Genomic DNA, 26,251 nt, shown 5'->3' on the forward strand with positions numbered 1-26,251 from the left:
CGTGCGTCGGAGAGGGAACGTGGTTACTGCTCCGGGTCGGCGAGAAAGCGGAGCAGGCCGTCCTCGAGAAGAACGGGGCCGTCCGGGAACCGCGCCTCCAGCGGTGCCGGGATCAGCGCGTACGGCACCCAGGGAGCCTCACCCGGCGCCGGGCGCAGCCAGGACCACGAGCCGTTCTTCTCGGCCGGCCGGGGGAAGGCGAGCGTCTCGGGGTCGGCCTCGGGGTCGGCCTCGGGCGGGCTGGCCGGAGCGTGTTCGGTGGTGAGGACGGGACCGAAACGGAAGAGCGCCTGCAGGTGACGCAGCGCGTCGTCGGTGTGCCGGGGCGGGACGGTGACGGTGGCGGTGGGGGTGATGCCGCTGGTGGCGTGGACGGGGGCCCGCGGATCGAGGAGCAGGAGCAGCCGGGTGGGCGCCGGGTCGCCGAACGTCAGCGGAACGTAGTTCCCGGCCGACACGGCGCCGGGCGGCCCGATTTGGGTGGTGTAGTCCTGCCGGTCGTCGGGAGCGGTGACGCTGTGGAAGCAGTCGTAGTCGTAGGCCCCGTGCGGGTCGGTGGCGTAGTAGCCGATGAGGCCGTCGTCGCGGGCGGCCACGTCGCCGAGGCGGATCTCGAACTGGTCGCCGGTGAAGGCCGGCGGCGGCGGGTCGAGGGTGGCGGCCCATCCGGTGTCGCGGATGGGGGGTCCGTCGAGGGTCAGCCGGAGCTGCGCGGGGACGAGGGCCAGCGGGCGCCCGAGGAGGAGGGACAGGTTCTGGTCGGCGCGCTGGCCGAGCGGGTCGGTGGTCCACAGGGTGGAGTCGATGACGTCGAGGAAGGCTGTGAGGTTGGCTTCGGTGGCGAGCGTCGGGGAACCGATGAGGGCCGCGATCTCGGGGGCGTGGGCGGCGAGCTGCTCCGGGGTGGTGAGGGTGCTGCCGGGTGGGGGTTCCCACTGGCCGGTGCGCTGGCCGTCGGTTCCGGTGAGCAGCTGGTAGGTGCCGAGCAGGAGCCCCGCCGGGTCGTAGAGCAGCAGGCTGTGGTCGAGGTGGTTGGGGAGGATCCAGCCGCTGATGGGGCTGGGGTCGGCCGCGGTGCCGACGATCCGCGTGCCGGTCCGGGCGTCGAGGAGGTCGAAGTCGAGCCGGGCGGGTTGCAGGGGGCGCGGGGGTAGCTGGGCGACGGAGGCGATCGTCGGCGTCAGCGAGGTCTCGACGGCGAGGGCGGTGTCGACGGTGAGCGGGAAGTTGCGGTAGTCGTGCAGGCCGCTGCTCGCGGTGTCGGCGCTGACGACGTCCAGGACGCGGCCGAACTTGTCGTAGAGGAACAGCTCCTCGACGCAGATCTGCCCCTGTCGGGTCTCGTGGAAGGGGGCGCTGGCGCTGCCGGGCAGGTACGGGAAGCTGCTGACCCGGCCGCGGTAACGCGCGGGCAGCCCGTCCTCGGTGGCGGCGTCCGGGTAGCCGACGAGGTCGGCGACGGTGGGAAAGTCGGTGTCGTCGGTCGTGGGGCGGCGGAAGGCGCGCAGGTCGCGGGCGGCCAGGCGATCGTTGAAGCCGGTGAGTTCCTGGGCGAGTAGCCCCCAGTCGCCGATCGCGGTGAGCCAGGTGTCGAGCTGGTCCTGCTGGTCGTCGGTGCCGTGCTGGGCGACGTACTCCTTCAGCCTGGCGGCGAACAGGGAGCGGGGGTGCGGGCCGAGCGCGGAGACACCCGTGACGGTGACCCTGTCCAGGGGGATGTCGACGTCCTCCGGTGTGAAGCGGTAGTCGGTGCCGTCGAAGGTCCAGCAGCGCCGCGCGCCCACGGTGTGGGGGATGTGCCGGTAGGAGATCTTCCACTCCATGAACAGCGGCTCCCAGGGCTGGGTCCAGGGTTCCAGGCCCAGCTCCGGGAGGGTGCCGGTGTAGGCGCCGGGTGGGTGGGCGCTCAGGACGGCACCGACCTGCTCCGCCGGCTGGCCGCCGGCGGCGGCCAGCGCGGCGGCGTTGCCGGGATCGAGCAGGAAGTACTCCGCGAGCAGCCCGGGTACCTCGGGTGGGAAGGCGTCGAGACCCGCGACGGCGGGTACCGGGCCGCGGCCGGGTACCGCGGTGATCGTCGTGCCGGCGACCGTGACGGCGCTGATCAGCGCGGCGCCGTCGTCGGTGAGTGGCCGTACGGGTATGGGCTGGTCGGGGACGGTCGCGTCGGCCGGGGGCAGTATCCCCGACAGGCTCACCACGGGGTTGTTGCTCTGCGCGTACGGGGGACGCGGGACGGCCTTGAGCTCGGCGCCCCCGCCCAGCGCCTTCGCCACGGCGAAGGCGCCGACCCCGGCGAGGAACGCGTCATGGGCGCTGGCGTGGGGCTGGGTTTGGTCGGGCTGGGGGACCTTCGCGGCCAGTTCCCGCACCTGGGCGGTTCGGACGCCCACGGTGTGGGCGAGAGATCCCTCCTGCTCGGCGTCGAGCTCCCGCGCCATCAGGTCCTGGTCGGGGACGTCGTCGGGCGGGAACATCGACGCCCCCGCGATCCCGTTCTTCAGCCACAGGGCGTTGAGCCGCCACTGGAGGTCCCGCAGCTCGCCGAGCCGCTCGTCGAGCTGACGCTGATCGTCGTTGAGCGTGGCCAGCCACGCCGGCGGGACGAAGGGAGCCGGCGCCGCGGCCTCGGCGTTCGAGCCGGCGGCGGGCGAGCTGTCAGTGGGCGAGCCGGCGGTGGGCGAGCCGTCAGTGGGCGGGGGGTCGGCGGGGGGCGGTGTGACCGTCCAGCGATGGCCGCCGGTCGACGTGGCGAACGAGGCGTCGCGGACGTGGCGGCGTACCCGCTCGTCGCCACCCTTCTCCTCGGCGACGGCGAGCAGGTCGTGCAGGAACGCACGCAGCAGCGCCACGTCGGCGGCGGAGGGCGCGGCGCCGGTCGCGTGCAGCGCCTGGCCGGCGAGGGCGGTGAAGGCGTCCTCGGTGGTGTTGCCCAGGGCGACGCTCAGCGCGCCGTTGTCCTGGATCGTGTCCAGCGGGTCCGGGACGGGCGCCGCGCTCGCGGCGGGATCCCAGCCGACGGTCAGGGCCGTGCCCGCGTACAGGCTGCGGGTGATCGGGCTGACCGCGGCGTCGTGAGCGGCCTCGCCGGTCAGGCGGGGATCCTGCCAGCCGAGGTGCGCGAGCTGGTCGGCGTAGGAGGTGCCGGGCGGGCGGGACGCGAGGACGTCGGCGTCCGGATCGGAGTACCAGCCGACGACCCGGTAGCCGAGGGCGGTGGCGGACGTGATGTCGGAGAGGTCGTCGAGGAAGGAGAAGACGTTGGTGTTGTGCGGGGTGTAGGTGGTGAAGTACGGGTCCCCGCTGCCCATGGCGGTGACGAACAGGGGGTCGCGGCCGGCGCGTTCCGTCCACGGGGTGTCGGTGTGCGGGAAGGCGAGCCCGATCTGGACCTGCCCGGCGTCGGGGTCCATGGTGTTGCGGTACGGGTCCGGGCTGGCCTGCCAGGCGCGCAGGGTGGTGGCGTCGACCAGGTAGGGGCTGGAGCGCGCGAGGCCGTGTCCGTCGTCCTGCGCCCGCGGGCTGTACGGGCAGTCGCTTTCGATCACCCACGCCCTGGCGAGGCGGGTGCCGGTACCGCTGAAGCGGATCACCAGCCAGCGGTTGGGTACCAGCGGGTAGTCGATCTCACCGGTCGCCGGGTCCTGCACGCCGTGGCGCAGCCCCCTGGGCAGGGTCCAGTGCAGGTGGACGCCGGTGTGGCTGTGCACCGGGTCGTTGCTCTGGCGGTCTCCCCCGTCCGGCTCCGGGCTCAGGTAGTCGTCCAGCGCCAGGTAGGTGTGCTGCCAGCTGCGGAACGCGTCGCGGCCCTGGAGAGCCCGGTTGACCACGAGGACGTCGAGGTCGACGGGGACGACGAGCGCGGGGCGGGCGGTCAACCTCGGTCTCCGTTCGGGCCGGTGAAGCGGATGGCCTCGGGGACCTTGACCATCTGCAGGGCCAGGTCGGCGGGACCGAGGGGGCCGACGGCGGTGCCGTGCGCGGCGTCCAGAGCCGCCGCCAGCGCGGGGACGAGCGAACCGAGGTCCAGGATCCGGCCGTCGACTCCGACCCTGAGGTGATCCAGGACGGGGAAGGTGAGGTCGGTGCCGATCTGCTCGCCGAGTGGCAGACCCCGCGGTGAGCGGGGCGGGGTCAGCAGGTTGCGCAGCGGGATCAGGCCGTGGTCCTCGACACCGAACCGGAAACCCTCCTGGGGCTCCCTGAGCTCGACGGCCGCGGGCAGGCCGTCGAACAAGCAGAGCAGCACGGTGGGCGCGAGATGGTCCATCCGCAGGAGGGGCAGCGGCTCGCCGGCCGCGTCGCTGGCGCGTACGGCCAGGTTCGGCCAGCCGGAGACGAGCGCCGAGCGCAGCAGCAGACCGGATACCGGCCCGAACGCCGTGCCCACGGGTGCGGGGTCACCGGCCTCCATGTCACCGGCCTCGATGCCGCGCTGCGTCGCGCGGTACCCGGCCGCCTTCTCCGCCGCCGCGGCCCGGATCGTCGCGGCGACGATCTGGTCCTGGAGGGTGTCCCGACTGGACTGCGCGCCGATGCTGAGAGCACCGGAGACCAGGGCGTCCAGCCAGCTGGGGTCGAGGTGGAAGAAGCGCAGCGACTCCCGCGGCAGCATCCGTTCGTCGGGCACCAGGTGGGTGAACGGCACGGGGTGGAGCAGCAGAAGCCGGCCGAGCCAGTCCGCGACCCGGTCGAGGTGTTCCCCGAGGCCGTCGTCGGCGTCCATCGCGCCGGCGAGGGCGGCCCGGGTGGTGTGCGAGCGCAGCACGGCCTCGATCCCGCCGGCCGGGTCGGCGGACGGCGCGGCGGGCGCGGGCGGGGTCCACGGGTCCTGAGGCCTGCCCGGTGGCGTGCCGAGGGCGGTGAGCAGGTGGCCGTCGAGCAGGGTGCCGAACGCGGCGCGCGCCGTCCTCGGCCGCGGGCTCCCGCTGCCGTCCTGCCGCAGGTGGGTGCTGGTGGCCTGGTGGTGGAGGCTGTCCACCAGGTGCCGGGTGGCGTGCTTGAACGCGAGCAGGTGCTGGGCGAAGGGGGCGTCGGCGAGGGCGAGGGCCCGGCCGGTCTCGAACGCGGCGGCCAGCGACAGGTCGAAGCTGCCCCAGGCCGGGTCGTAGGCGATGAGCGCGTCGGCGGTGGTGGCCTGCGCCGCCCGGTCGGTGGCCAGGGGCAGCACGGGGATGAGCGGCCCTCGGTACCAGCCGTAGGTGGCCTCGCCCGAGCGGGTCAGGTAAGGCAACGGCAGGTACCCGTCGTCGATCCGCCGGACCACGTGTCGCCGCGCGGCGGTGTCGGTCTGCCCGGGCGGGCCGGGCAGGCGCAGCCACATGTCGTCGCGCCCGGCCCGGGTACCGGAGGGGGTCCGGGTGAGTCCTTCGGCGAGGTCGGCGAAGTCCGCCTCGCGGTCGGGCTGGGCCTGGAACGACCAGCTGCACAGGGACAGCAGCGCCACCGAGGAGCGGCCCTGGAAGTCCGGGGCGTCCGCGAGGATCCGTTCGTGGCCCTCCAGGGAGACGAGATGCACGATGTTCTTCGTGCCGGTCCCGGGGTCGGAACCGGGCGGGGCGGCGGCCGGGAAGCGGTTGGCGACGATGACGGAGAACAGCCCGTCCTCCTGGAGGCCCAGGATGGGCCGGTCCCCGGTGTTGGCACCGCGGCAGTGGGCGAGGAAGCGCAGCTCCTCCAGCCGAGGCGCCACGGCGTGGAACTCGGCCGCCGCGACCTGGATGTACACGCACGGGTCGCCGGGCCCGATGTCGGACTCCACGGTCAGCGCGGGCTTGAGCACGGCGGGGTCGCCGGCCAGGAACTCCGCCACAGTGGCGGAGATGGTGCGGGTCGGGGTGGTGAGGCCGCCGACGAGCTGGTCGTCGGTGAGCACCAGCAGTGCCAGCCACGGGGTGTCGCGCGAGGCCCCGCCCAGCGGACGTTCCCACGGCAGCATGGGGTCGCCGAGCACCACGTGCGGCAGGACCTCGGCGAACCTGCCGCTCGAGGCGTCGGGAGGCTGCTTGGCCACCACCGCGTCGGCGTCGATCCGCACCTGCGGGCCGCGGACGGTGAACTTCTGGGCGGCCGTGAACGGCCCGCCCACGACCGGCGCGCCGTCCTGCGCCCCGCCGCGCAGGGTGTGGGTGACCTCGATCCGGTAGTCGCCGGCGCGCAGGGCGGGCAGGTAGTGGTCGTGCAGCTCGATGTCCCCGAGGGGGATCGTGTCGCGGGCGGGGTGCTGCGGGCTCGGGCTCATCCGCGGCTCCCCGCTTCCTGCGCGCGCTGGACCATCGGCGCCTCGCTGTAGAAGTGGGCCGCGCCCGCCGCCAGGCCCGCCAGGGCGCTGTCGCCGAGATCGGTGAGCAGTTCGGCGTCGGCCAGGGCGGCGTACATCTGGTCGCGCCCGCTCCTCGCGTCGCCCCGGTCGAGGTGCCCGAGCAGATCCACGCAGGACGGGTCGGGTGCGCCGACGAAGTCGCGGTTGGCCACCGGCTCCCGGGGCAGCGGCGACAGACCGGGCGGCAGCTCGTCCTCGCTGTACTCGCTGAGCGGGAAGACCCCGCGCGAGCCGGCCAGCTCGGGCCGGGGCGCCTGGACGTCGAAGCCGACCGGCCGGTCCGGCAGCACCTCGGCGCTGGGTGTGGACGGCGTGTGGCTGAACGGGGTCGGCGGGGCACCCCACAGCGACGCGGGCACGCCCCGCGTGCGGGCGGTGAACGTCCAGCCGTCCGTCGACGCGGGCCTGTCCGCGTAGAAGAGCCTCAGCCGGTGCTCACCGACCAGGCCGGCGCGGTCCATGGGACGCACGTCGACCAGGGGGCCGTCCCCGGGCCCGGACGAGGCCAGGGGCGCGTCGCCCGTCCGCAGGTGGCTGGCCGGCACCGCGGACTGGGTGAACAGGCGCAGGTCCCGGGCCCGCGCCTGCCACACCTTGCCACCCGTGCCCTGGGCGCCTGCGCCCTGGGCGCCCGCGCCGGGATCCTCCTCGGCGCCGTCGACGCCGGAGACCGGCGCGATGGTGACGACGTCCGCCGGCTTCGGGAGCAGGCTGGCGAACACGTCCCACCCCAGCGCCTCGGTCTCGGCTCCCCCGCGGGAGCCGCCGAAGCTGACGGTCACGTCGATGAGGGGGAAGTGCGCGGTGACCGAACCGCCGGTCGGCGGCCCCCACAGGTGCAGGGTCGCGCCGATCGAACCGCTGATCGTGACGTGCAGGATCCCCAGGTTGAGGCTGCCGGACGCGCCGATGCTCACCGAGATGCGCGCGTCGAAGAAGAACGGCCGCCAGGACAGCAGCACGTCGGCCTGCGCCGTGAACCAGGCCCGGATGGGGCCCTCGTGGAAGAGGACCTCCAGCCGCGCGCCCGCCATCGCGCAGGACGGCGTGACGGCCAGATACGCCTGGGCCCTGATCGACACGCTGCCGCTGACCGCCCAGTCGATCCCCAGCCGCGGCGCGTCGGGGTAGTAGGAGGGTCGGCTGAACGCCGGGTGGTAGCCGCCGAGGGTGACGACGAACTGCCCGGCGTGCGGGTTGTTCCCGAACCAGGTCGCGGCGGCGAACCCGCCGGTGAGGTGGCAGGCGGGCGTCAGCACGTACGAGGCCGGGGAGAGCTGCGCGGCGATCTCGACGCTGCCCTGGATGGGCCGGATGACGGCCTCCACACCCAGCTCCGCGTAGACGTAGGTGGTGGTGGCGGACTCGGTGGGCAGCGGCAGCTGGATCGTCGCGAGGCCCAGCACGGCCAGCGCCAGCTCCGCGCCGAGCTCCGCGGCCAGCAGCACCTTGGCGTTCACCACCTCGGCCACGGTGAACTCCACCCCGAGGGCCAGCCAGTACGAGCCCTCGCGGGGGGCGATCCACCGCCGCGGCTGGCTGCCGACCACGGCCGGCTCACGCCCCTCCAGGACGTCGAGCACGTGGGAGGGCTTGTGCCCGGTGCCGGGGCCCTGCTTGTGCAGGCTCAGCAGCGGGAAGCCGGAGACCTCCCGGGGGCTCGGCAGCGTCAGCTCCCGGTTGAAGCCGAACCCGGCCATCAGCCCGGTGACGATGACCGGCGGCGGCCCGCCCAGCGGCGCCTCCAGCTGGGCGAAGACGAACAGCGAGGGCGCGCCGTCCGTCAGCTGCGCGTACGAACCGAGACCCGCCAGCGAGAAGCTCTGCAGGCCGACCGTGGCCGTGCCGTCGTACTGGAACGCCACCGTGGCGGGAAGCTGGTCGTCGGGCAGGTGCAGCAGCGCGCCGGAGATCTCCACCGGAGCGGCGCTGTAGCCGATCCCGAGGCCGTCGAGGCGGAACGTCGGCGCGAACCTGTCCAGCCGGGAGCCGACCGCCAGACCGTCGAGCGAGAGGGCCAGCGGGCCGAGGGCGACCGAGGCGTCCAGCGCGAACAGCAGCACGTTGTGCTGGTACATCACGCCGACCCGGTCGACGTGGACGATGCCGAGCTGCTTCTGCACCGACACCCAGTGGACGCTGGAGGCACCCGTACCGGAGGTGTCAGGCGCCTTGGACGGATCGGGCGCACCGGACGTGTCGGGGGTGCCGGGGGTGCTGGGGGTGCTGGGGGTGCTGGGGAGCTTGCCGCCGCCGGCGTTCGAGGACGGCACGCCGAGGGCGACCGCCGTGGTCTCCTTCCCGATCCGCAGATCGGCCAGCGCGGCGACGCCCGCCGCCAGCCCGGCCCGCGGGAGGGCCACCACCTTGGCCGGCCCGAGCAGCCGGTTGACCGTGGCGGCCGTCTGGGCGTCGAAGGCTCCGGAGCTGTAGAGGACCTGCAGGTTCTCCACGCTCACCGTCCCGAACGTCGACAGGAACCCACCGACGAGCGGAAGCTGGGAAAGGTCGAAACCCGCCGAGAGGTCCACCCCGAGGCAGAACCGGGCCGGGCCACCCGCCGGTTTCACCCGCACGAACTTGGCGTCCTTCAGCCCGATCCGCAGACTGTCGGGAACGTCGGCGGCCAGGTCGGCGGAGAAATGCGCGACCCAGTCCCGCAGAACGATCTCGGTGCCCTGCGCGGCACCGTGATATGTGGCGACGAGGATGTCGGCGCCGGACTTCTCCTCGTCGAAGTCGACCTCGAAGGCGAAGCCGTCGACGTCGAGCATTCCGCCGTAGCGCGTAGCCGAGCCGTCGCGGGTGACCGTCACCCGGAGCGTGGCCGTGACCCCGTCCGCGATGGTCAGGTCGCCTTCGCAGACGAAGTCGAGGGCGGCCGAACCGGTGGTGTACGAGAGCGTCAGGGTGGTGAGTTCGAGGGACCTGACCGGCCCGGGAACGTCGGTCAGCCCGAGTGCGTCGATCACCTCCGCCATGCCGAGGTTCGTGCCCGCCGTGAGGCCGCCGCTGAATTCCCAGCCGCCCTGCGCGCCGCCGACCTTCCCGGCCGAGATGTCGATGCTCAGCGCGGAGCCGATCGACACCGTGCCCCCGACCCGGGCCGTGAATCCCGCGCCGTTCGCGTAGTAGACGTAAAGAGACAGGGATCGGATCGCGAGGGGACCGATCGGCCAGTCACCGGAGGCCGTCATCCGAAGGAGGTAGTCGTCCCCGAGGACGGCGGCGAAGGACAGCTCACTGACGGCGCAGTCCTCGGGTATCTCACCCCCAGGTATGCCGAACGACTCCAGCAGGGACCGGGCAGGGATCGGTCGCGCGTCCGTCAGCGTGCCGGTGAGGGCCAGCCGGGGAAGCCACACGGCGACATCGAGCGGCAGCGCCCTGATGGTGAGCGAGGCCACGATCGCCATGGCGTCCACCTGATAGGCGGCCGGTTCGGCAGCCGCTTTCCTGATGAGGCGGTAATCAATGCCGGCGACATCGGCGGGGTCGAAGGCGAACGCGCGCAGCCCGTCCGTCGCCTGTTGCCAGACGGTGTCACCGCCGAGGCGCCTGCCGAGCTTCTCCAGCTCGGCGGCGAACGCGCCGGGACGCACCGGTCGCACGGCGGCGGTCAGCCGCCCGAGGTCGTCCGCGGTGACCGTCGACACGACCTCCACCGTGTCGAACACACCGCCGAGCGTGAGGGTGACCAGGCCCTGGCTCGTCACGGCCACCGACACGCCCGTCACCGCCATGGTCACGACGGCGCCGACGGGCCAGGCAGGCGACGCCCAGGTCAGCGTGAGTGAGAGCGTCGTCCGCCCGGCGTCCACCTCCGGCCGCCCGCTGCCCGCCGCGCCCTGGCAGACACCGTCCGGGAAGGTGGCCAGCATGGCGCGCAGCTGCGCGGGGAGCGCGGTGTCCGCGGCCCGCAGTGTCGGTGGATCACCCAGGCTCAGGAGATGCGCTTTCAGGGCGTCGAGATCCACTGAACCCCTCCCTCGGATCACGGACTTCCACTTGCGGGCACGTTCGAAAACCGCGGCAGGACACTTCCCGGCCGGTACGGTGCGCATCCGTCGTCGCACCGGGACCGACGGACGGTGTCACACCGGTCCGCTCGCTGTCATCCCTGGAACTCCGGCCCCTTCTTGCCGTCGATCCAGGTCCAGTTCTCGGCTTTGTACGCTTGAACTCCTATACACGCGGCCACCTCGCTCAGCGCATTCGAAGCGAGTTCGGCCGACGCTTTGTCGGACTTGTCGTCCAGGTATTTAGAGATCTCTGTGAAGGCTTTTGAAATCTTGTCGTAGCGCCCCTCCCTGTCGCTCCCGATTATGTGGGAGGCTATTTCGTCAAGATTGTCCTTGGGATCGTCAACCCGATCCCTGGGACCTATGAAGAGATTTCCTGGAATCCAGGTGTAGACGCTTATGAAATCATCCCACGGGTCGGGGCGCGACTTGGCCTTCGGGTCGTGGGAAACCGTACCGTTATAGATTCCGGAGGCCAGTTCCGCGGCCTGCGCGGCGTCGCTTTCGTGGATATTCCCAATGGGAGAAAGAAGCTCGGAGTAAGTTCCTTCCGTGATGCCGTCGCGGAGCTGGAGGAGGAACTTGAGATTCTCGGTTCTCCCGCTCTCGACGAGCTTGTTCCAGAAGTCCCGGAGCTTGCTGAGCGGCACTATGTGGTGGTACATGAGGTCAACCTTCTTGCCGGAGATCGTTTTGCCGGGAAGAGTCTTGAGCGGGTTGTTCGTCCTGCCCTTCAAGTTCAGGTTGTATTTTTCCGGCTCCACGATGCATCCCCCGTACAGCCACGATCCGCCAGGACGAAACACGGGACACGCCCCCGGCGCCGGTGTCTGCTTTCAGGCAACCGGCGGGACGGCGACAGTTCCCGTTATACACAGAGGGGTTCGCCACGGGTGCGCACACCACACCCAGGAGGATCAACGGGAACCCTCTGGACAACAGATTAAGGAACCCTCACTCCGAAGGGGAGCCATTTGCGGAAAGTCACGCAAAGTTATCACCGGGCCTTCCGGGCCGGCCGGGCCGGTCTTCGGCGGCCGCGCCGCGAAAGCTCGGGCGCGGGCATTCCCCGCCGAGCCCGTGAGCTGCGAAAGTGGCGAACTCCGACCCCGGCCGGACGGGTCACGTCGGCCAGGATCGGAGTCAGGGACCGGGTGCTTCGACGGGCAGCGGGTGGAACGCTGCGTGCGTAGAGGGGTAGGCGGGCCGGTACGTAACAGGGTGGCTGGGCGGGATCAGGTGCCGGTCTTCCCGCCGCCCTTCCGGTGGATCACGACGGTCGCCGGGCGGGGCCGGCCGGCCGGGTCGAAGTCGGGCCGGTTGCTGACGGCACGCGGGTTCTCCGGCGCCGGCTCGATGAACAGCCGGCCGTCGGGGTCGACCCACAGGCCGTCAGGGGAACCGAACAGTGGTCGCGGGGCCGGAACGTGCTCACCTTCGGGCCGGCAGGACGGGTCGCCGGCGAAGAAGGCGCGCGAACCCGACAGGACCGGCAGCGCGAACGGTTCCTCCGACCGGCGGCGGTGGGTGAACCGGACTAATTTCCCCAACCCTAACCAACGAACTTCTGTTCATCGCCATCGACAACGATTACCTCGCCATCACGAAGCGCTACAAAGGGAATGTGGTTGTCGATGTAGTAGCTGACCACCTTGTCGATGTCGGCGGACTCGGGATGGTCGGACTTGTAATGTGGCGCAACACAGTATGGAATCAGACCGGGACAGTCCCAGATGATTTCCTCGTCGTAGCCTTCCGGGATCACGCTTGGATCGTCCACCAGTTCGATTCCATGCAAATGTGGCTGCATGATGTCCACGCCGGCACTGTAACCACCGTAAACAATTGCGTCACCGTTGACCAGCTCGGGAATTACACTGTCTGCGCCGCTCCGCCTAAAAGCGCGTCGTAGCACGAAGACGTTGCCACCCCGCACCCAGATCAAGTCATAGCCGACTAACGCCTGCCTCAGTTCATCCGGCCTGCCAAAATATTGCCGCAGGTCCGTCTCCTCGGGCTGCAGGCCAATAGATTCCAAGCGTTCGACCTCTTGCGCGAGGTCGGTAGCGCGATCCTCGGGCGCCTTCCAGTCCTGCGCGTTGAGAATAAGCGCTGCTCGACGGCCGTCGCCGAGTAACCGCAGCAGCTCGTCGGGTTTGTTGCCGTTACGAAAGGAGGACAAGTACATTCGCATGCCTTTTAGTCTAGGGGCAGGCGACGGTTCCGTCACCCGGGACGGCGCCCGGTCCATGAGATGACGACAAGCCCGATGTCACGGTCCGCCACTGAGAACGTAGGGCGCGACCCGATCACCGTCAGTCCGCAGGTATACGGCCATGGCGCAGGGAAAAGGATGTACAGCTATCCAGCCAGAGATTTGAGCGTAACCTGGTTCGCTTTATCTCCCGCCGAAGTCGGGTGGCCGCCGCTCCTTGAACGCCGCGAGCCCCTCCCGGAAGTCGGCGGTACGGGACGTCAGTTCGAGCGCGGACGCCTCGTCCTGCATCGCCTCGGTCAGCCCCAGTTCCAGCTCGCGGTTGACCAGGCGCTTGGTGAGCCCGACGGCGACCGCGGCGGCCTGCCCGAGTGTCCCGACCAGCTCCGCGGCCGCCTTGTCGAGCTCGGCGTCGGGCACCGCCCGGTAGACGAGCCCCCACTCGGCGGTCTGCGCGCCGGACAGCCGCCCGAGCAGGAGCAGCTCCTTGGCGCGGGCGACGCCGACCAGCCGGGGCAGCAGCCAGGTCGCGCCGCTGTCCGGGCTGAAGCCCCGGGTCAGGTACGGCTCCCAGAACCGGCTGTCCTCGGCGGCCACGGTGAAGTCGGCGGCGAGCGCCAGCTGGAAGCCGAGGCCGGCGACGTGGCCACGGACCGCGCAGACGACGGGAAGCTGCACCTCGGTGATGAGCTGGACGAGCCGGTGTGCCTGCAGCGCGATGCGCCGCTGCACGCTGCCGGGACGCGGCTGGGCGCCGCCGGCGGTGTTGGAGGCGACCCAGTCGGCGCCGGAGCAGAAGTCCGGGCCGCGGCTCTCGATCAGGATCACCCGCAGCGTGTCGTCGGTGGCCGCGTCCTCGAGCGCACCGACGATCCGGCGTACCGCCGCGGCGTCGAGGGCGGTGCGGCCGGTCGAGGCCGATCCGCAGCACGCTGTCGTCCCGGTCGAGGGCGACGCCCGCCCCCGTGTTCACCGACAACCCGTTCCTCCCACGCGTGACGTGCGTCGCTGGGGCACCAGCCCTCTTCCCCCAAAATATCTAGAGATATAGCATGGCCTGGACGTTGGACCAGCTGCTGGCGGAGCCGATGAGAAACCGCCCACCGGTAGGCTGGATGGATCGCGTTCACGCGGCCGGCGGAGAGAAGGTCAAGCCAGGTGGCCGAGCCACGCAAAGCCCGCGGTGGACAGCGGCCCACGCTCCGTGAGAAGCCCCAGCAGATCGCCGACGAGCTCCGGCGGCTCATCGTGCGGGGCGAACTGGCGGAGGGCGAGTCGCTCGGCCGCGAGCCCGACCTGGTCGACCGGTTCGGCGTCTCCCGCCCGTCGCTGCGGGAGGCACTGCGCATCCTCGAGGCGGAGGGCCTGATCTCCGTCCGGCGCGGGGTGCTCGGCGGCGTCATCGCCCACCAGCCCAGCGAGCGGATGACGGCGCGCACGGCGGCGCTCGTGCTCCAGGCGCGCAACGTCCCGCTCGCGGACGTCTACAACGCCCGCGGCACGATCGAGCCGATGGCCGCCCGGCTGGTGGCCGCGGCACCCTCCCGAAAGTCCGCGGCCGCGGAGCTGCGCCGGCTCAGCGCCGAACAGCTCGAGGTGATCGACGACCCCGAGGCGTTCGGGTTCGCCAACGCGCGATTCCACGCCCGCCTCGTCGAGCTGGCCGGCAACCAGACCCTGACCATCGTCGCCGAGATGCTCGGCGAGATCGTCGCCCGCGCCGTCACCGCCGTCAGCCAGCCCGACGAGGGAAAGGACACCAGTGCCACCCGGCTGCGTGGCCTGCGCTCCCAGGCCCGGCTCGCCGCGCTCATCGAGGCCGGCGACGCCACCGCGGCCGAGAAGCACTGGGCCGAGCACATGGAGATCGTCGGGCAGGTCATGCTCGCGCAGCGCGCGAAGAACGTCATCGACCTGATGCAGCACGACTACTGACGCCGCCCGGACGGCCGCCAGCCGGGAGTGTCGGGAGCCGGGGAACACCGGGAGCGCCGTCGGGCCGGCGCGAGGGTCAGCTCACCCCGGCGGTGCCCGCGAGACCGAGAATGCCGATGGCCGCCGCCCGCATCTCGACTTTGCGCACCTTGCCGGTGACGGTCACCGGAAACTCGTCGACAATGTGGACGTAGCGGGGAATCTTGTAGTGGGCGAGCCGGCCGGTGCAGTACTCGCGCAGGCTCCGGGCGTCCAACGGTGCGGCGCCTTCCCGCAGGCGGATCCAGGCCATGAGCTCCTCGCCGTACTTCGGGTCGGGCATGCCGATGACCTGGGCGTCGAGGATGTCGGGGTGGGTGTGAAGGAACTCCTCGATCTCCCGCGGATAGATGTTCTCGCCACCCCGGATCACCATGTCCTTGATGCGGCCGGTGATTCTCACATAGCCCTCGTCATCCATCACCGCCAGGTCCCCGGTGTGCATCCAGCGCGCCGCGTCGACGACCTCGGCGGCCCTCTCCGGCTGGTCCCAGTACCCCGACATCACCGAGTAGCCACGGGTGCACAGCTCCCCCGGCGTGCCGCGCGGCACGGTCAGCCCGGTCTCCGGGGCGACGACCTTGACCTCCAGATGCGGGCCGACCCGGCCGGTGGTGGACACCCTGCGCTCGATCGAGTCGTCCACCCGGGTCTGCGTGGACACCGGTGAGGTCTCGGTCATGCCGTAGCAGATGGACACCTCCGCCATGCCCATCCGCTCGACCACCTGCTTCATCACCTCGACCGGGCACGGCGAGCCGGCCATGATCCCGGTCCGCAGGGAGGACAGGTCGAAGGACTCGAAGTCGGGATCGGCCAGTTCGGCGATGAACATCGTCGGCACCCCGTACAGCGACGTGCACCGCTCGGCCTGCACCGCGGCCAGCGTCGCCTTCGGATCGAAGGAGGGCGCGGGCAGCACCATGCACGCGCCGTGGCTGGTCGCCGCCAGGTTGCCCATGACCATCCCGAAGCAGTGGTACAGCGGAGTCGGAATGCAGATACGGTCCGCCTCGGTGTAACCGCACAGCTCGCCGACGAAGAACCCGTTGTTCAGGATGTTGTGGTGCGACAGCGTCGCGCCCTTGGGAAAGCCGGTGGTACCGGAGGTGTACTGGATGTTGATCGGGTCGTCGACGGACAGCTCGATCCCGGCCAGCCGGTCCGGATCGCGCTCGGCACGGCGCACCGAGTCCCAGTCCTCGCCGCCGAGCAGCACCACCCGTTCCAGGGCCCGGCAGCGCGGCCTGACCTCGTCGATCATGCCGGCGTAGTCGGACGTCCGGAACGTCCGCGCGGCCACGAGCAGGCGCAGGCCCGACTGGTTGAGCACGTACTCGAGCTCGTGGGACCGGTAGGCCGGGTTGATGGTGACGAGGATGGCGCCGATCTTCGCCGTGGCGTACTGGGTGAGCGTCCATTCGGCGCAGTTCGGCGCCCAGATCCCGACCCGGTCACCCGGCACGATCCCGAGGCCGAGTAAGCCGAGCGCCAGCGCGTCGACGTCGGCGCCCAGTTCGGCGTAGGTCCAGCGCCGGCCGGTCGCCCGGTCCACCAGCGCGTCCCGTTCCCCGAAGGTACGCACCGTCCGGTCGAGATTGTCCCCGATGGTCTCCCCGAGCAACGGAGTGTGCGAGATGCCGGACGAATAACTCGGCACGGCGCGTTCTGTGGGCATGGCGGCTCCCGAGGGCGTTCGGCGTCATATTTCTTGTTGGGCTGACCCTTTCCGGTGCGCTCAGGATCGCCACAGCCAACCGGTGTCCGCCACCCCCGGAAGTAAGTGTCCGGGCCGGGCCCGGTGCCGACCGGGTAGGTGCGCCGCACCATCCCGCGGAAGCGACGGAGGATTGAATGCATGTGCCCGCTGACCACGGCGGCTCGACGAATGAGGCGACACGGGAGGCACTGCGCGCGGGCCTGCGACAGGCACGGCGCCACAGTGGAGTTCCGGTGCTCTTCGCCGGCACGGTGTCAGGTGACCGGCTGGTCCTGACCGATTTCCTCGGCACCCGCACGACCAGCATGCGCGACCTGCACGTGAGTACCGGCGCGGGCCTGGGCGGGCGGGTCGTCGCCCAGGGGAGCCCGGCGGCCGTCGACGACTACGTCGCCGCCCGCACCATCACCCACGACTACGACCGTCCCGTACTGGCCGAGGGGATCTCATCGGTGCTCGCGGTCCCGGTCCGGGTGCGCGGCCGGTGCCGGGCCGTGCTCTACGGCGCCCTGCGGGAGCGGATGCCGCTCGGTGACCGGGCCCGCGAGGCCTTCCTCGCCGCCGGCTCGCGCCTGTCGCTGACGCTGGCCGCGCGGGAAGAGGTCGACGACCGGCTCGCGACGGCCGAGTTCCGGCCGGGGCTGCGGGATCTGGCGGACCTCGAGGAGGTGCGCGCGGTGCACGCCGAACTGCGCTCCATCGCGCCCGCGGTCACCGACCCCGAGCTGCGGCGCCGGACCGACGCCGCCACCGAGCGGCTCGCCCGGCTGGGCGCCCCGCTGGCCGGGACGCCCACGGTTCGACTGTCACCGCGGGAGACCGACGTGCTGTCCCAGGTCGCGCTCGGCCTCACCAACGCGGAGGTGGCCGAACGGCTCTCGCTCACCCCCGAGACCGTCAAGTCCTACCTGTACACGATCATGCGCAAACTGGACGCACGGACCCGGCACGAGGCGGTCGTGCGGGCGCGACGGCTGTGGCTGCTCCCCTGAACCCGAGCACCCCAGCACCCCAGCCCGCGGCGCCGGGCGACGCCGTGGTCAGCCCAGTCCGCACCCGATTCGGTTCAGTCCTCACCCGAGGTCGGCGCCGACCAGGGCGAGGCGGCGCGCGCCCGGTAGCCCTCGTCCGTGGCGGCCGCGGCGTCCAGTGTCAGCACCATCGGGACGTACACCTTCACCGACGGGTCGTCGGTGACCGGCTCCGGGCCACCCACCAGGACGAACCCGTGCCGCTCGTACACCCGCCGGGCCGGGCCGTTCGTCGGCACCACCCACAGCCGGACCCCGACCGCGCCGAGGGCCCGGGCCCAGTCCAGCACCGCCAGCAGCAGCGCGTCCGCCGCGCCCGAGCCGCGGGCCGCCGGCGCCACCCACATCGCCGCCAGCTCCCGCAGGTCCGGCGCCGCCGACGGGGTGTGCGCCGACACCGAACCGATCACCGCGCCGCCCCGCTCGACCAGGAACGTCACGTCCGCGGCTCCGGACGCGCCCACCCGGACCCGCTCCACCCAGTCCGCGACCGGCCGGGCCGCCTCCTCCGCGTGGGTGCGCCAGAACGCCCCCGGCGCGTCGGCCAGGGCCGCCAGCCGCACCGCCCGCAGGACCTCGGCGTCACCGGGCCCGACCCGCCGCACCCGCACGCCGCCAGGCCCGCCGACGGCGCCCACGCCCGCACCCGCACCGTCCATCACCGGCAAGTCTGCCAGCCCGGACCATCGGGAGGAGACGGGCTTCTACCGCCCTGTCGCGACCGCGGCCGGTCCGTGGTCCGCCAGTTCGTCCGGAGCACCGAGTTCGGCGACGCCGCCGGTGTCGACGAGGACGACCCGGTCCGTGCCGCGAACCGTCGACATCCGGTGGGCGACGATGAGCACCGCCCGGCCGGCCGTCGCCGCGGCCACCGCGGCCTCCACCATCCGCTCCGTTCCCGGGTCGAGCCCGGAGGTGGCCTCGTCGAGCACGACGACGTCGGCGTCGAGCAGGCACACGCGGGCGAGCGCGACGAGCTGCCGCTCCCCCGCCGACAGCAGCGCCCCGCCCTCGCCTACCTGGGTCGCCAGGCCGTCGGGCAGGCTGTCGAGCCACCCACCGGCGCCGACCGACACCAGCGCCCCGGCCAGCTCGTCCTCGGTGGCGCCGGGTCGCACCGCCAGCAGGTTGTGCGCCAGGGTGCCGTTCGTCAGCTGACCGTCCTGGGCGACCATCACGACCCGCGACCGCAGCGCCCGCCGGGTCACGTCCCGCAGGTCCACGCCGGCGTAGCTGACCCGGCCGGCGGTGGGGTCGAACAGCCGGGCCATCAGTTTCGCGAGCGTGGACTTGCCGGCGCCGGTCGGCCCGACCAGGGCCACCCGCTCGCCGGGACTGATCGTCAGGTCCACCCCGCGCAGGACGTCCGGCTGGCCGTCGGCGTACCGGAAACCGAGGTCCGCGGCGTGGAGCGGACCGGCCACCGGCAGCTCCCCGGTGCCCTCCGGCAGGTCCACCGGCTCGTCGAGCAGGCCGTAGATCTTGCGCAGCGCCGCGGCCGCCGATTCGAGCATCGTGACCAGGAAGCTCAGCGACTGCACCGGCTCGAAGGCGAGCAGCAGGTAGAGCACGAAGGCGCTGAGCGTGCCCACGGTCACCGCGTCCCGGGCGGCGAGGGCACCCCCGGCGGCCAGTACCGCCGCGATGCTGCCGACGGTCGCGAACTCCATGGCGGTCAGGTAGACCGACTGGATCCGCACCGCCGTGACGTTGGCGTCGAGCTGCCGGCCGCTGCGCCCCAGCAGCGACGCGGTCGTCGCGGCCTCCTGGCGCGAGGCCCGGACCACTCGAAGCCCGGCGAGCCGCTCGGTCAGCTCGGTCACGGTGTCCGCGACGCGGTCCCGCACCCGGGCGAACGCCGAGCGGGAGGCGCGGCGGAACCACACCGTCGCCGCGACCAGCGCCACCGCCGGCAGCAGGCAGACCAGCGCCAGCTGCCACGACAGGACGACGAGCACCGTGACCAGGAAGACGAGGGTGAGCACCGCCTGCGCGAACGGCACGACCCCGAGCTGGACGGCGTCCTGCAGCGCGTCGACGTCGGCGGTCATCCGGGACACCAGCGTCCCCGCCTGGGTCCGGTCGAAGTAACGCACCGACATCGACAGGACGTGGTCGACGGTGCGGCCGCGCAGCTCGAGCACGAACCATTCGCCGATCCGCCCCACCAGCTCGACCTGCAGCCGGGAGAGCACCAGACCGGCCACCGCCAGGCTCAGGTAGATCGCCCCGGCGCGGGTGATCACCCCGGTGTCGGGCCGGTCCCCCACCAGTCCCTCGTCGATGGCGTACCGCAGGATCCACGGGCCGGCCAGCGCCGTCGCCGTGGTCGTGACGAGCAGCAGCGCCGCCAGGGCGACCGCCGGCCAGCGCGGCCGCAGCAGCGTGAGCGTCCGCGCCAGCAGGCCGCCGCCGGCCGGCCGCGCCGGACGGCTTCCCGGCGGCGTCACGACATCGCCAGCGCGCCGCGGCCCGCCGGCGCCCCGGGGCCGGCGTCGAGGCCGGAGTCGGGGGCGGCGTCGAGGCCGGGATCGGGGCCGTCCGGGCCGCCGGTGTGGGCTACCAGCACCTGCCGGTAGCGCGCCGAGTTCTCCAGCAGGTCCTCGTGGGTTCCGGTCGCCGCGACCCGGCCACCGTCGAGCAGGACGACCCGGTCGGCGAGGGCGATGACGGCGGGCCGGTGCGCGACGAGGATCGTCGTCCGTCCCCGGACCACCGTCGCCAGCGACGCGACGATCTCGGCCTCCTTCGCCGGGTCCACCGCGCTGGTCGGCGAGTCCAGCAGCAGCACCGGCGGGTCCGCGACCAGCGTGCGGGCCAGGGCCAGCCGTTGCCGCTGGCCACCGGACAGACCGAGGCCGCGCTCACCGACCAGCGCGTCGTAACCACCCGGCCGGCCCGCCACCACGTCGTTCGCCCCGGCGAGTCGGACCGCCACCCGGAGCCGTTCGTCGTCGGCGTCCGGCGCGCCGAACCGCAGGTTGTCGCGGACCGTCCCGCTGAACAGGAACGCGTCCTCGAAGCCGACGCCCAGCTGGGCGCGTAGTTCGGCGAGCGGCCAGTCCCGGACGTCACGGCCGTCGACGCTGACCCGGCCGGCGCCGACGTCGTAGAAGCGGGGCACCAGCGCGCCGAGAGTGGTCTTGCCACTGCCGGTCGCACCGACCACGGCGACGCACTCCCCCGCCGCCACCACCAGGTCGAACTCCCGGAGTACCTGACGACCCGGCGCGTAGCCGAACGTCACCCCCTCGAACCGCACCTCAAGCCCGCCACCGGTAGGCCCGCCACCAGGCCGGGCGGCCGCCGGAGCATGCCTCGGAGCAGGCACCGGTTCCGCGACGGCCGTGATCGGCTCCTGCCGCTCGTCGAGGACGGCGGCGACCAGCCCGGCCGACACCACCGCGCGCTTCAGCTGGGACGCGGTCATGCCGGCGATCCGCAGCGGGCCGACGATCAACAGCCCGAAGTAGCTGAACTGGACCAGTTCGCCGACGGTCAGCGACCCGTGGGCGACCCGCAGCCCGCCGATCCACAACACGCCGACCAGGCCGAACGCCGGCAGCAGTTCGGACAGCGGCAGGTAGGTCGCCCGGACCGAGTTCAGCCGCAACGCGGCGCGCCGCACCTCACCGGCCTGGTCACGGACACGGCGCCGCTCGTCGTCCTCGGTGCCGAGGCCCTTGGTGGTCCGCACCCCGGCGATCGACTCCTCCACGGTGCTGGCCAGCGCGCCGAGCTCGGACTGCAGGGCCAGCGCCCGCGGCCCCAACCGCCGGGTCAGCCGGACGACGACCGCGAACACCGCCACGGCCGGGGCCATCGCGACCACCGCCAGCACCACGTCGATCCGGGCCAGCAGGACAGCCGTCCCGAGCAGCATCACCACGTTGGAGACCATGATCGGAATGTTGATCACGGGCTGCTGGGCCTGTTGCAGGTCGGTCGTGGCCCGGGCGACCAGGACGCCGCTGGGATGGCGGTCGTGGAACGCCGCCGGCAGCCGCACCACCCGCGCCAGCAGACGGTCCCGCAGGTCCGCCTCCACCACGAAGGCGAGGGTCTGCCCGTAGTAGCGCCGCAGCCCGGCGGAGCCGGCGCCGACCACCGCCAGCCCGGCGAAGAGCGCGACTCCGAGCCACAACTGGCGGGAGTCGGCGCCGAGCACGCCGGCGTCGACCGTCCGCGCGACGAGCAGCGGCGCGGCGAGCTTCGTCGCCGTCCAGAGCAGACCGGCCCCGATCCCGGCGGCCATCAGCCGCCGGTGGCGGCCCACCGCCGCCAGGACCAGGGCCAGTCCCGGTCCGCTCCTCACCGCCGGCGCCGCGGTGCTGCCGTCTCCGCGTGCCGCGTCACGCGGAGACGGCACCCGGCGCGCCCCCGGCGGCGTCCCGGGCCGCCACGCCGGCCCGCAGCGCCGGAATCAGCCCCTTTCCCCACAGGTCGACGTCGTCGAGCGGATCGAAACCGCGGATCAGGAACCGGTCGATGCCCAGGTCGTAGTACTTCAACAACTCCTCGGCCACCTGCTCGGCGGTGCCGACGTGCCCGGAGGAGTTCCCGCCCGGCCCGGTCAGCGCCGTGACGGCGAACCACAGCCGCTCGTCGTGGACCTCGGCCCGGGAGGCCGCCGCCTGCATCCGATCGGAGGCGACGCTGTTCTGCTCGCCGAAGAACTTCGCGGGGACGAAGCCGTTGCCGGCGCCGATCCGCCGGGCGGTCTCCGCCCGGATCGCCTCGGCCCGCTCCCACGCCGCCTCTTCGGTGTCGGCGACGATCGGTCGGGTCGAGAGGCTGAACCGCAGCGTCCGGCCGTGCTTGGCGGCCTCGGCCCGCAGCAGGGCGATCCGCTCGGCGGTCTGCTCGAGCGGCTCACCGAACAGCATGTAGACGTCGGCGTGCGCGGAGCCGGCGGCGACCGCGCCCGCGGACTGGCCGCCGAAGAACAGCGGGATACCGCCCGGGCTCGTCGGCAGGACCGAGCTGAAGGCGCCCTCGAACCGGTAGAACGGCCCGTGGTGGTCGAACGGCACCTGCGAGGTCAGGGCCCGCCGCACCACACTCATGAACTCGGCGGTCCGCTCGTAGCGGGTGTCGTGGTCGGCGAAGTCGCCGTCGCGACGCTGGTCGATGTCGCTGCCACCGGTGATGTGGTGGATCGCGACCCGGCCGCGGCCACCGGTCAGCGCGTCGAGCGTGGCGAGCTTGCGGGCGACCAGCGTCGGTGCGACGAAGCCGGGCCGGTGCGCGATCAGCACGCCGAGCCGCCGCGTCGAGTACAGCACGTGGGAGGCGATCGCCCAGCCATCCGGGCCGGTGGCGCCGTAGCCGATCAGGACGCGGTCGAACCCGGCCTCGTCATGCGCCCGGGCGAACCGGGTCAGGTAGTCGGTGTCGACCGTCGGCCCGTCGTGGGTGCCCCGGGTCTCGGACATCTCCTTGGTGCCGACCATGCCGATGATCTCGATGGTCATCGCGCGGTACCCCCGACCACCGCGGTGTCCTGCCCCGCCGGCCGGTCACCGGAGCCGGACGCCGTGGCCAGCGCCGCGGGCACCGGTGCGATCTCGTCGCGCCGGGCCGCCTCGCCGCGATCGCGCCGGGCTATCTCCTCGCGCACCAGCGGGATCAGGTGCCGGCCGTAGTCGATCGCGTCGTCGTAGGGGTCGTAGCCCCGGATCAGCAACGTCGTGACGCCGATGTCGACGTAGTCGAGCAGCGCCGCCGCGACCGTCTCCGGAGTGCCCACCAGCGCCGTGGAGTTCCCGCCGCCGCCGATCGCCGCGGCGAGCGGCGTCCACAGCGCACGGTCGTGCAGCTCGCCCTTGGCCGCGGCGGCCAGCAACCGCTGCGAGCCGACGTTCTGCGGCGCGTCGCGGTTGCCGCTGAAGCCGCGGAACTCCTTGAAGTACTCGGCGGCCTTGCTCACGTTCTCCTTGGTCGACGCCAGGATCCGGTGCGCCCGCTCCCAGGCCAGCTCCTCGGTGGCGCCGAGGATCGGCCGGAACGACACGCTGATGCGCGGCGGGGTGGTCCGGCCGGCCGCGGCCGCGGCGGCGTTGACCGAGGCGATCTGCTGGGCGGTCTCGGCCAGCGGCTCGCCCCACAGCGCGAAGACGTCGGCGTGCTTGCCGCCCACCCGGTAGGCCGCCGCCGACGACCCGCCGAAGTAGATCGGCAGGTGCGGCTGCTGCACCGGCGGCACCGCGGACAGGTGGTCCTCAAGCTGGTAGTACCGGCCCTGGTGGGAGAAGGGCTCGGTGGCGGTCCACGTCTTGCGGACCACCTCCAGGTACTCGTCCGTGCGGTCGTAGCGCTCGTCCTTGTCGAGATAGTCGCCGTCACGGCGCTGCTCGGCGTCGCTGCCACCGGTGATGATGTGGATCGCCACCCGGCCGGCCGAGAAATGGTCGAGGGAGGCGAAGTAGCGCGCCGCGACGGTGGGGAACACCACCCCGGGCCGGTGCGCGACCAGGTAGCCGAGGCGCTCGGTGTGCGCCGCCGCGTAGGCGGCGACCTGGAGGTTGTCGACCGATCCGCTGCTGTACCCGATGAGCACGCGGTCGAAGCCGGCGTCCTCGTGGGCGACGGCGAACCGCCGGGTGAAGTCGCGGTCCACGACGGGACCGCCGGCGAACCCGCTCGCCTCGGACCCCGGGCGGGTGGCTATCAGGCCAATGAACTCGACCGGCATGGTGGATACCTCTTTCCCGGGCACGGAACCTGACGGCGGCGCTCGGACGAAGGGGACAAGGGGGAGCACGCGGGCGGGGGCACCGGAGAACCGTGCCCTTAAAGTCGATCGGGAAAGTGAAGATTGCGGCACGGCGCCGCCCTCGGGGATCTATCGTGTGCCGTAGGGAGCGTCTCGGGCGGGCGTGAACGGGCGGGCGGGCCCGGCCCGGCTCCCGCCGGCCGACGGCCTCGACGCGTCGGTCAGACGGCCGGTGGCCTGACGTGACAGAGCGCGCTCGCCGTCCGCCGCAGATCGACGTGGCGCCGCTGCGCCGCACGCAGGCCCGAGGTCATGTTCGCAGACTGACCGAACCGAGCGAGGGTGTCAACAGGGGATAAACCAGTGACTACATCGCCACATAACGGCAGCATGCCACCCATACTCACGTGTTAACGTCGAGGTCGTCACTCCATCAGGGCATGAGCTCCAGCAGGCATCGAGCCGCGCGGGCATCAGGTCGCGCGGGTTTTCGAGTCATGCGGGCATCGAGCCGTGCCTCCTCCGGCATCCCCCGGTACGTCAGGAGGTGCGTCCCAGTGGGTCGGGTCGACCCGATGAACGCGTTCGACCGCAGCGCGGGCAGCCTGTGCCTCGATTTCGTCGCGACCATGCGCGACAGCTCGGACCAGCTGGTCGAGATGCTCTCGACACCCGGCGACCTCGCCGCCTGGTTCGACCTGACCGGTCTGCCCGTCCCCGCCGGCGGGCTCACCGCGCAGGACCTGGACGCCGCGCAGGCCCTGCGGGCCGCCGTCAACGCCGTGACCCGCGCGCTGATCGCCGGCCAACAGCCGGGCGCGGACGACATCCGGCTCATCAACACCACCGGTCAGCACCGGACACCCGTCTTCTTCCTCGGCGCGACCGGGCGGTCCCGGATCGCCGCCGCGGAACCGGACACCGCGGCCACCTTCTCCGTGATCGCCCGCGACACGATCAATCTCCTGTCCGGTGCCGATCTCGAACGTGTCCGGGCCTGCTCGGGGTGCGCCGCGCTGTTCTTCGACCGCTCCCCCTCCGGCCAACGGCGCTGGTGTTCGATGCGCCGCTGCGGCGAGAAGGCCGCCTCGGCCAACTACCGGCGCAGGTTGGCCGCCCGTTCCTGAACGCTCCCGGAGTCCGGAGTCCGGAGTCCAAAGTCGGTGGAGGTCGAATGCCCACGAAGCCGCCCGACCCGACAGCCGGCCCGGCGCCCGGCCCGGCGCCCGACGGCTTTCACGGGAGGCTGCACCGGGTCACGCCCGTCGGCCTCTCCTCGCGCACCGCCCAGACCGAGGGCATGCGCCGGGTCGAGGCGCTCTCCGGCGCGACCGTCGGATCCGTCGATCTCTGGATGGGGCAGACGCACGTCGCCGCGGCCACCTTGTCGGCCAACCACCACCACGGCCGTTCCGAGACCGGCATCTACGTCGTGCGGGGCCACCCCGGTTTCGTGTTCCTGGACGACGGCGAGGAGGTCCGAATCGACACCAGCCCCGGCGACTACATCTACGTGCCGCCGTGGGTGCCGCACCGCGAGGAGAACCTCGACCCCGACGAGGAGGCCGTCGTCGTGATCGCCCGCACCACGCAGGAGGCCATCGTGGTCAACCTCCCGGATCTGCGCTGGGTGGGACCGGTCGCGACCGCCCCCGTGTCGCCGGCCCGCCGCGAGTGGCACACCTACTGACGGGGACCCACCGGCTGACAAGACCTACCGGCCGGTCGCGACCGCCGCGTCGACCGTCTCCGCGGCCGCCGCGACGACGAACGGGACCCCCGCGTACGCGCAGGCGAGCGCCACCCCGACGGTCCCGACCTTGTTCGCCACGTCGCCGTTCGCGGCGATCCGGTCCGCACCGCGCGCCGTCCGCCGAGGCGCCGCTGCATGCCAGGATCGCGCGGCTCACCGGGGCGGGCGCCGTCATCCACGTCCACGCCCTGGCGCCGGTCGTCGCCGCCGGCCGGTGGCCGGAGGGATGGAGTTCTTCGACCTGGAGATGCTCAAGGCACTGGGCCGCCGCGCCGAAGACGATCGCGTCCGCCTGCCGGTGATCGCCAACAGCCAGGACATGGCGGTGCTGGGCGACCGGTTCGAGGCGGTGTGGCGGCCGGACCTGCTCCCGGCGGTGGTCGTGGCCGACCACGGGCTGTACGGCTGGGGCAACGACCTGCCGAGCGCCCGCCGGCACGTCGAGGCCGTGCAGTGGCTCGTGGAGTGGGCGCTGGAGAGCCGGTCGTAGCTCGGGCGC

The 26,251-nt window shown here is 72.4% G+C and carries 18 protein-coding genes and 2 pseudogenes; 5 read left to right on the forward strand and 15 right to left on the reverse strand.

Annotated features, from left to right (window positions below; all coding sequences use genetic code 11):
- Window positions 1-23 precede the first annotated feature (23 nt).
- The 7 genes from B056_RS0110355 to B056_RS36050 all read right to left on the reverse strand — a co-directional run bounded on the left by B056_RS0110355 (window position 24) and on the right by B056_RS36050 (window position 13,432).
- Window positions 24-3,878 carry a hypothetical protein gene (locus B056_RS0110355; protein ID WP_018501791.1) on the reverse strand — a complete coding sequence of 1,285 codons (3,855 nt, stop codon included), beginning with the start codon at window positions 3,876-3,878 and terminating at the stop codon, window positions 24-26.
- Window positions 3,875-6,241 carry a hypothetical protein gene (locus B056_RS0110360; protein WP_018501792.1) on the reverse strand — a complete coding sequence of 789 codons (2,367 nt, stop codon included), beginning with the start codon at window positions 6,239-6,241 and terminating at the stop codon, window positions 3,875-3,877. Before B056_RS0110360 ends, B056_RS0110355 begins: the two co-directional genes overlap by 4 nt.
- Window positions 6,238-10,299, reverse strand: coding sequence for a DUF6603 domain-containing protein (locus tag B056_RS0110365; protein ID WP_018501793.1), 4,062 nt, complete (start codon window positions 10,297-10,299; stop codon window positions 6,238-6,240). The genes B056_RS0110360 and B056_RS0110365 overlap by 4 nt, the downstream gene beginning before the upstream one ends.
- Window positions 10,300-10,436: 137 nt before the next feature.
- A complete protein-coding gene (locus tag B056_RS0110370; protein WP_018501794.1) occupies window positions 10,437-11,108 on the reverse strand; it encodes a hypothetical protein in 672 nt (223 codons plus the stop codon).
- 471 nt (window positions 11,109-11,579) lie between these two features.
- A complete protein-coding gene (locus tag B056_RS44310) occupies window positions 11,580-11,894 on the reverse strand; it encodes a hypothetical protein (protein ID WP_018501795.1) in 315 nt (104 codons plus the stop codon).
- 2 nt (window positions 11,895-11,896) lie between these two features.
- The gene (locus B056_RS0110380; protein ID WP_018501796.1) at window positions 11,897-12,538 is read right to left on the reverse strand and encodes a Type 1 glutamine amidotransferase-like domain-containing protein; all 642 of its coding nucleotides are present in this window, start codon (window positions 12,536-12,538) and stop codon (window positions 11,897-11,899) included.
- A gap of 204 nt (window positions 12,539-12,742) precedes the next feature.
- Complete coding sequence (locus B056_RS36050) at window positions 12,743-13,432, reverse strand: enoyl-CoA hydratase/isomerase family protein (protein ID WP_230202936.1); 690 nt, start codon at window positions 13,430-13,432, stop codon at window positions 12,743-12,745.
- A 285-nt stretch (window positions 13,433-13,717) separates the two neighbouring features.
- On the opposite strand from B056_RS36050, the gene B056_RS0110390 reads away from it, so the two are divergent.
- The gene (locus tag B056_RS0110390; protein ID WP_018501798.1) at window positions 13,718-14,494 is read left to right on the forward strand and encodes a FadR/GntR family transcriptional regulator; all 777 of its coding nucleotides are present in this window, start codon (window positions 13,718-13,720) and stop codon (window positions 14,492-14,494) included.
- A 76-nt stretch (window positions 14,495-14,570) separates the two neighbouring features.
- On the opposite strand, the gene B056_RS0110395 is transcribed toward B056_RS0110390, so the two are convergent.
- Complete coding sequence (locus B056_RS0110395; protein WP_026239535.1) at window positions 14,571-16,211, reverse strand: AMP-binding protein; 1,641 nt, start codon at window positions 16,209-16,211, stop codon at window positions 14,571-14,573.
- 176 nt (window positions 16,212-16,387) lie between these two features.
- Between B056_RS0110395 and B056_RS0110400 the strand changes: the two genes are divergently transcribed.
- Window positions 16,388-17,245, forward strand: coding sequence for a LuxR C-terminal-related transcriptional regulator (locus B056_RS0110400; RefSeq protein WP_051105588.1), 858 nt, complete (start codon window positions 16,388-16,390; stop codon window positions 17,243-17,245).
- Between the two features lie 74 nt (window positions 17,246-17,319).
- Here B056_RS0110400 and B056_RS0110405 read toward each other — a convergent pair whose 3' ends face one another.
- From B056_RS0110405 to B056_RS46000, 6 genes are all read right to left on the reverse strand, one after another.
- Window positions 17,320-17,943 (reverse strand): GNAT family N-acetyltransferase, encoded by a 624-nt coding sequence (locus B056_RS0110405; protein ID WP_018501801.1) that lies wholly within the window; start codon window positions 17,941-17,943, stop codon window positions 17,320-17,322.
- 45 nt (window positions 17,944-17,988) lie between these two features.
- Entirely contained in the window at window positions 17,989-19,734 is a 1,746-nt protein-coding gene (locus B056_RS0110410) for an ABC transporter ATP-binding protein (RefSeq protein ID WP_018501802.1), read from the reverse strand.
- The gene (locus tag B056_RS0110415) at window positions 19,731-21,599 is read right to left on the reverse strand and encodes an ABC transporter ATP-binding protein (protein ID WP_230202932.1); all 1,869 of its coding nucleotides are present in this window, start codon (window positions 21,597-21,599) and stop codon (window positions 19,731-19,733) included. Before B056_RS0110415 ends, B056_RS0110410 begins: the two co-directional genes overlap by 4 nt.
- Window positions 21,600-21,636: 37 nt before the next feature.
- Entirely contained in the window at window positions 21,637-22,758 is a 1,122-nt protein-coding gene (locus B056_RS0110420; protein ID WP_018501804.1) for an LLM class flavin-dependent oxidoreductase, read from the reverse strand.
- Window positions 22,755-23,978, reverse strand: a complete 1,224-nt coding sequence (locus B056_RS0110425; protein WP_018501805.1) for an LLM class flavin-dependent oxidoreductase — start codon at window positions 23,976-23,978, stop codon at window positions 22,755-22,757. Before B056_RS0110425 ends, B056_RS0110420 begins: the two co-directional genes overlap by 4 nt.
- 242 nt (window positions 23,979-24,220) lie before the next feature.
- Window positions 24,221-24,400 (reverse strand): putative leader peptide, encoded by a 180-nt coding sequence (locus B056_RS46000; protein ID WP_407672345.1) that lies wholly within the window; start codon window positions 24,398-24,400, stop codon window positions 24,221-24,223.
- Window positions 24,401-24,574: 174 nt separating this feature from the next.
- On the opposite strand from B056_RS46000, the gene B056_RS0110430 reads away from it, so the two are divergent.
- Complete coding sequence (locus B056_RS0110430) at window positions 24,575-25,126, forward strand: CGNR zinc finger domain-containing protein (protein WP_035751194.1); 552 nt, start codon at window positions 24,575-24,577, stop codon at window positions 25,124-25,126.
- 47 nt (window positions 25,127-25,173) lie between these two features.
- Window positions 25,174-25,689: a cupin domain-containing protein gene (locus tag B056_RS36055; protein ID WP_018501807.1), complete on the forward strand. Its 516-nt coding sequence runs from the start codon at window positions 25,174-25,176 to the stop codon at window positions 25,687-25,689.
- A gap of 30 nt (window positions 25,690-25,719) precedes the next feature.
- Here the strand turns inward: B056_RS36055 and B056_RS40545 are convergent.
- Window positions 25,720-25,860, reverse strand: a pseudogene (locus B056_RS40545) (S-methyl-5-thioribose-1-phosphate isomerase); the annotation flags it as partial.
- On the opposite strand from B056_RS40545, the pseudogene B056_RS36060 reads away from it, so the two are divergent.
- Window positions 25,854-26,242, forward strand: a pseudogene (locus tag B056_RS36060) (class II aldolase/adducin family protein); the annotation flags it as partial. The pseudogenes B056_RS40545 and B056_RS36060 overlap by 7 nt on opposite strands.
- Between the last annotated feature and the right edge of the window lie 9 nt (window positions 26,243-26,251).

The organism is Parafrankia discariae (assembly GCF_000373365.1).
GTDB lineage: Bacteria > Actinomycetota > Actinomycetes > Frankiales > Frankiaceae > Parafrankia > Parafrankia discariae.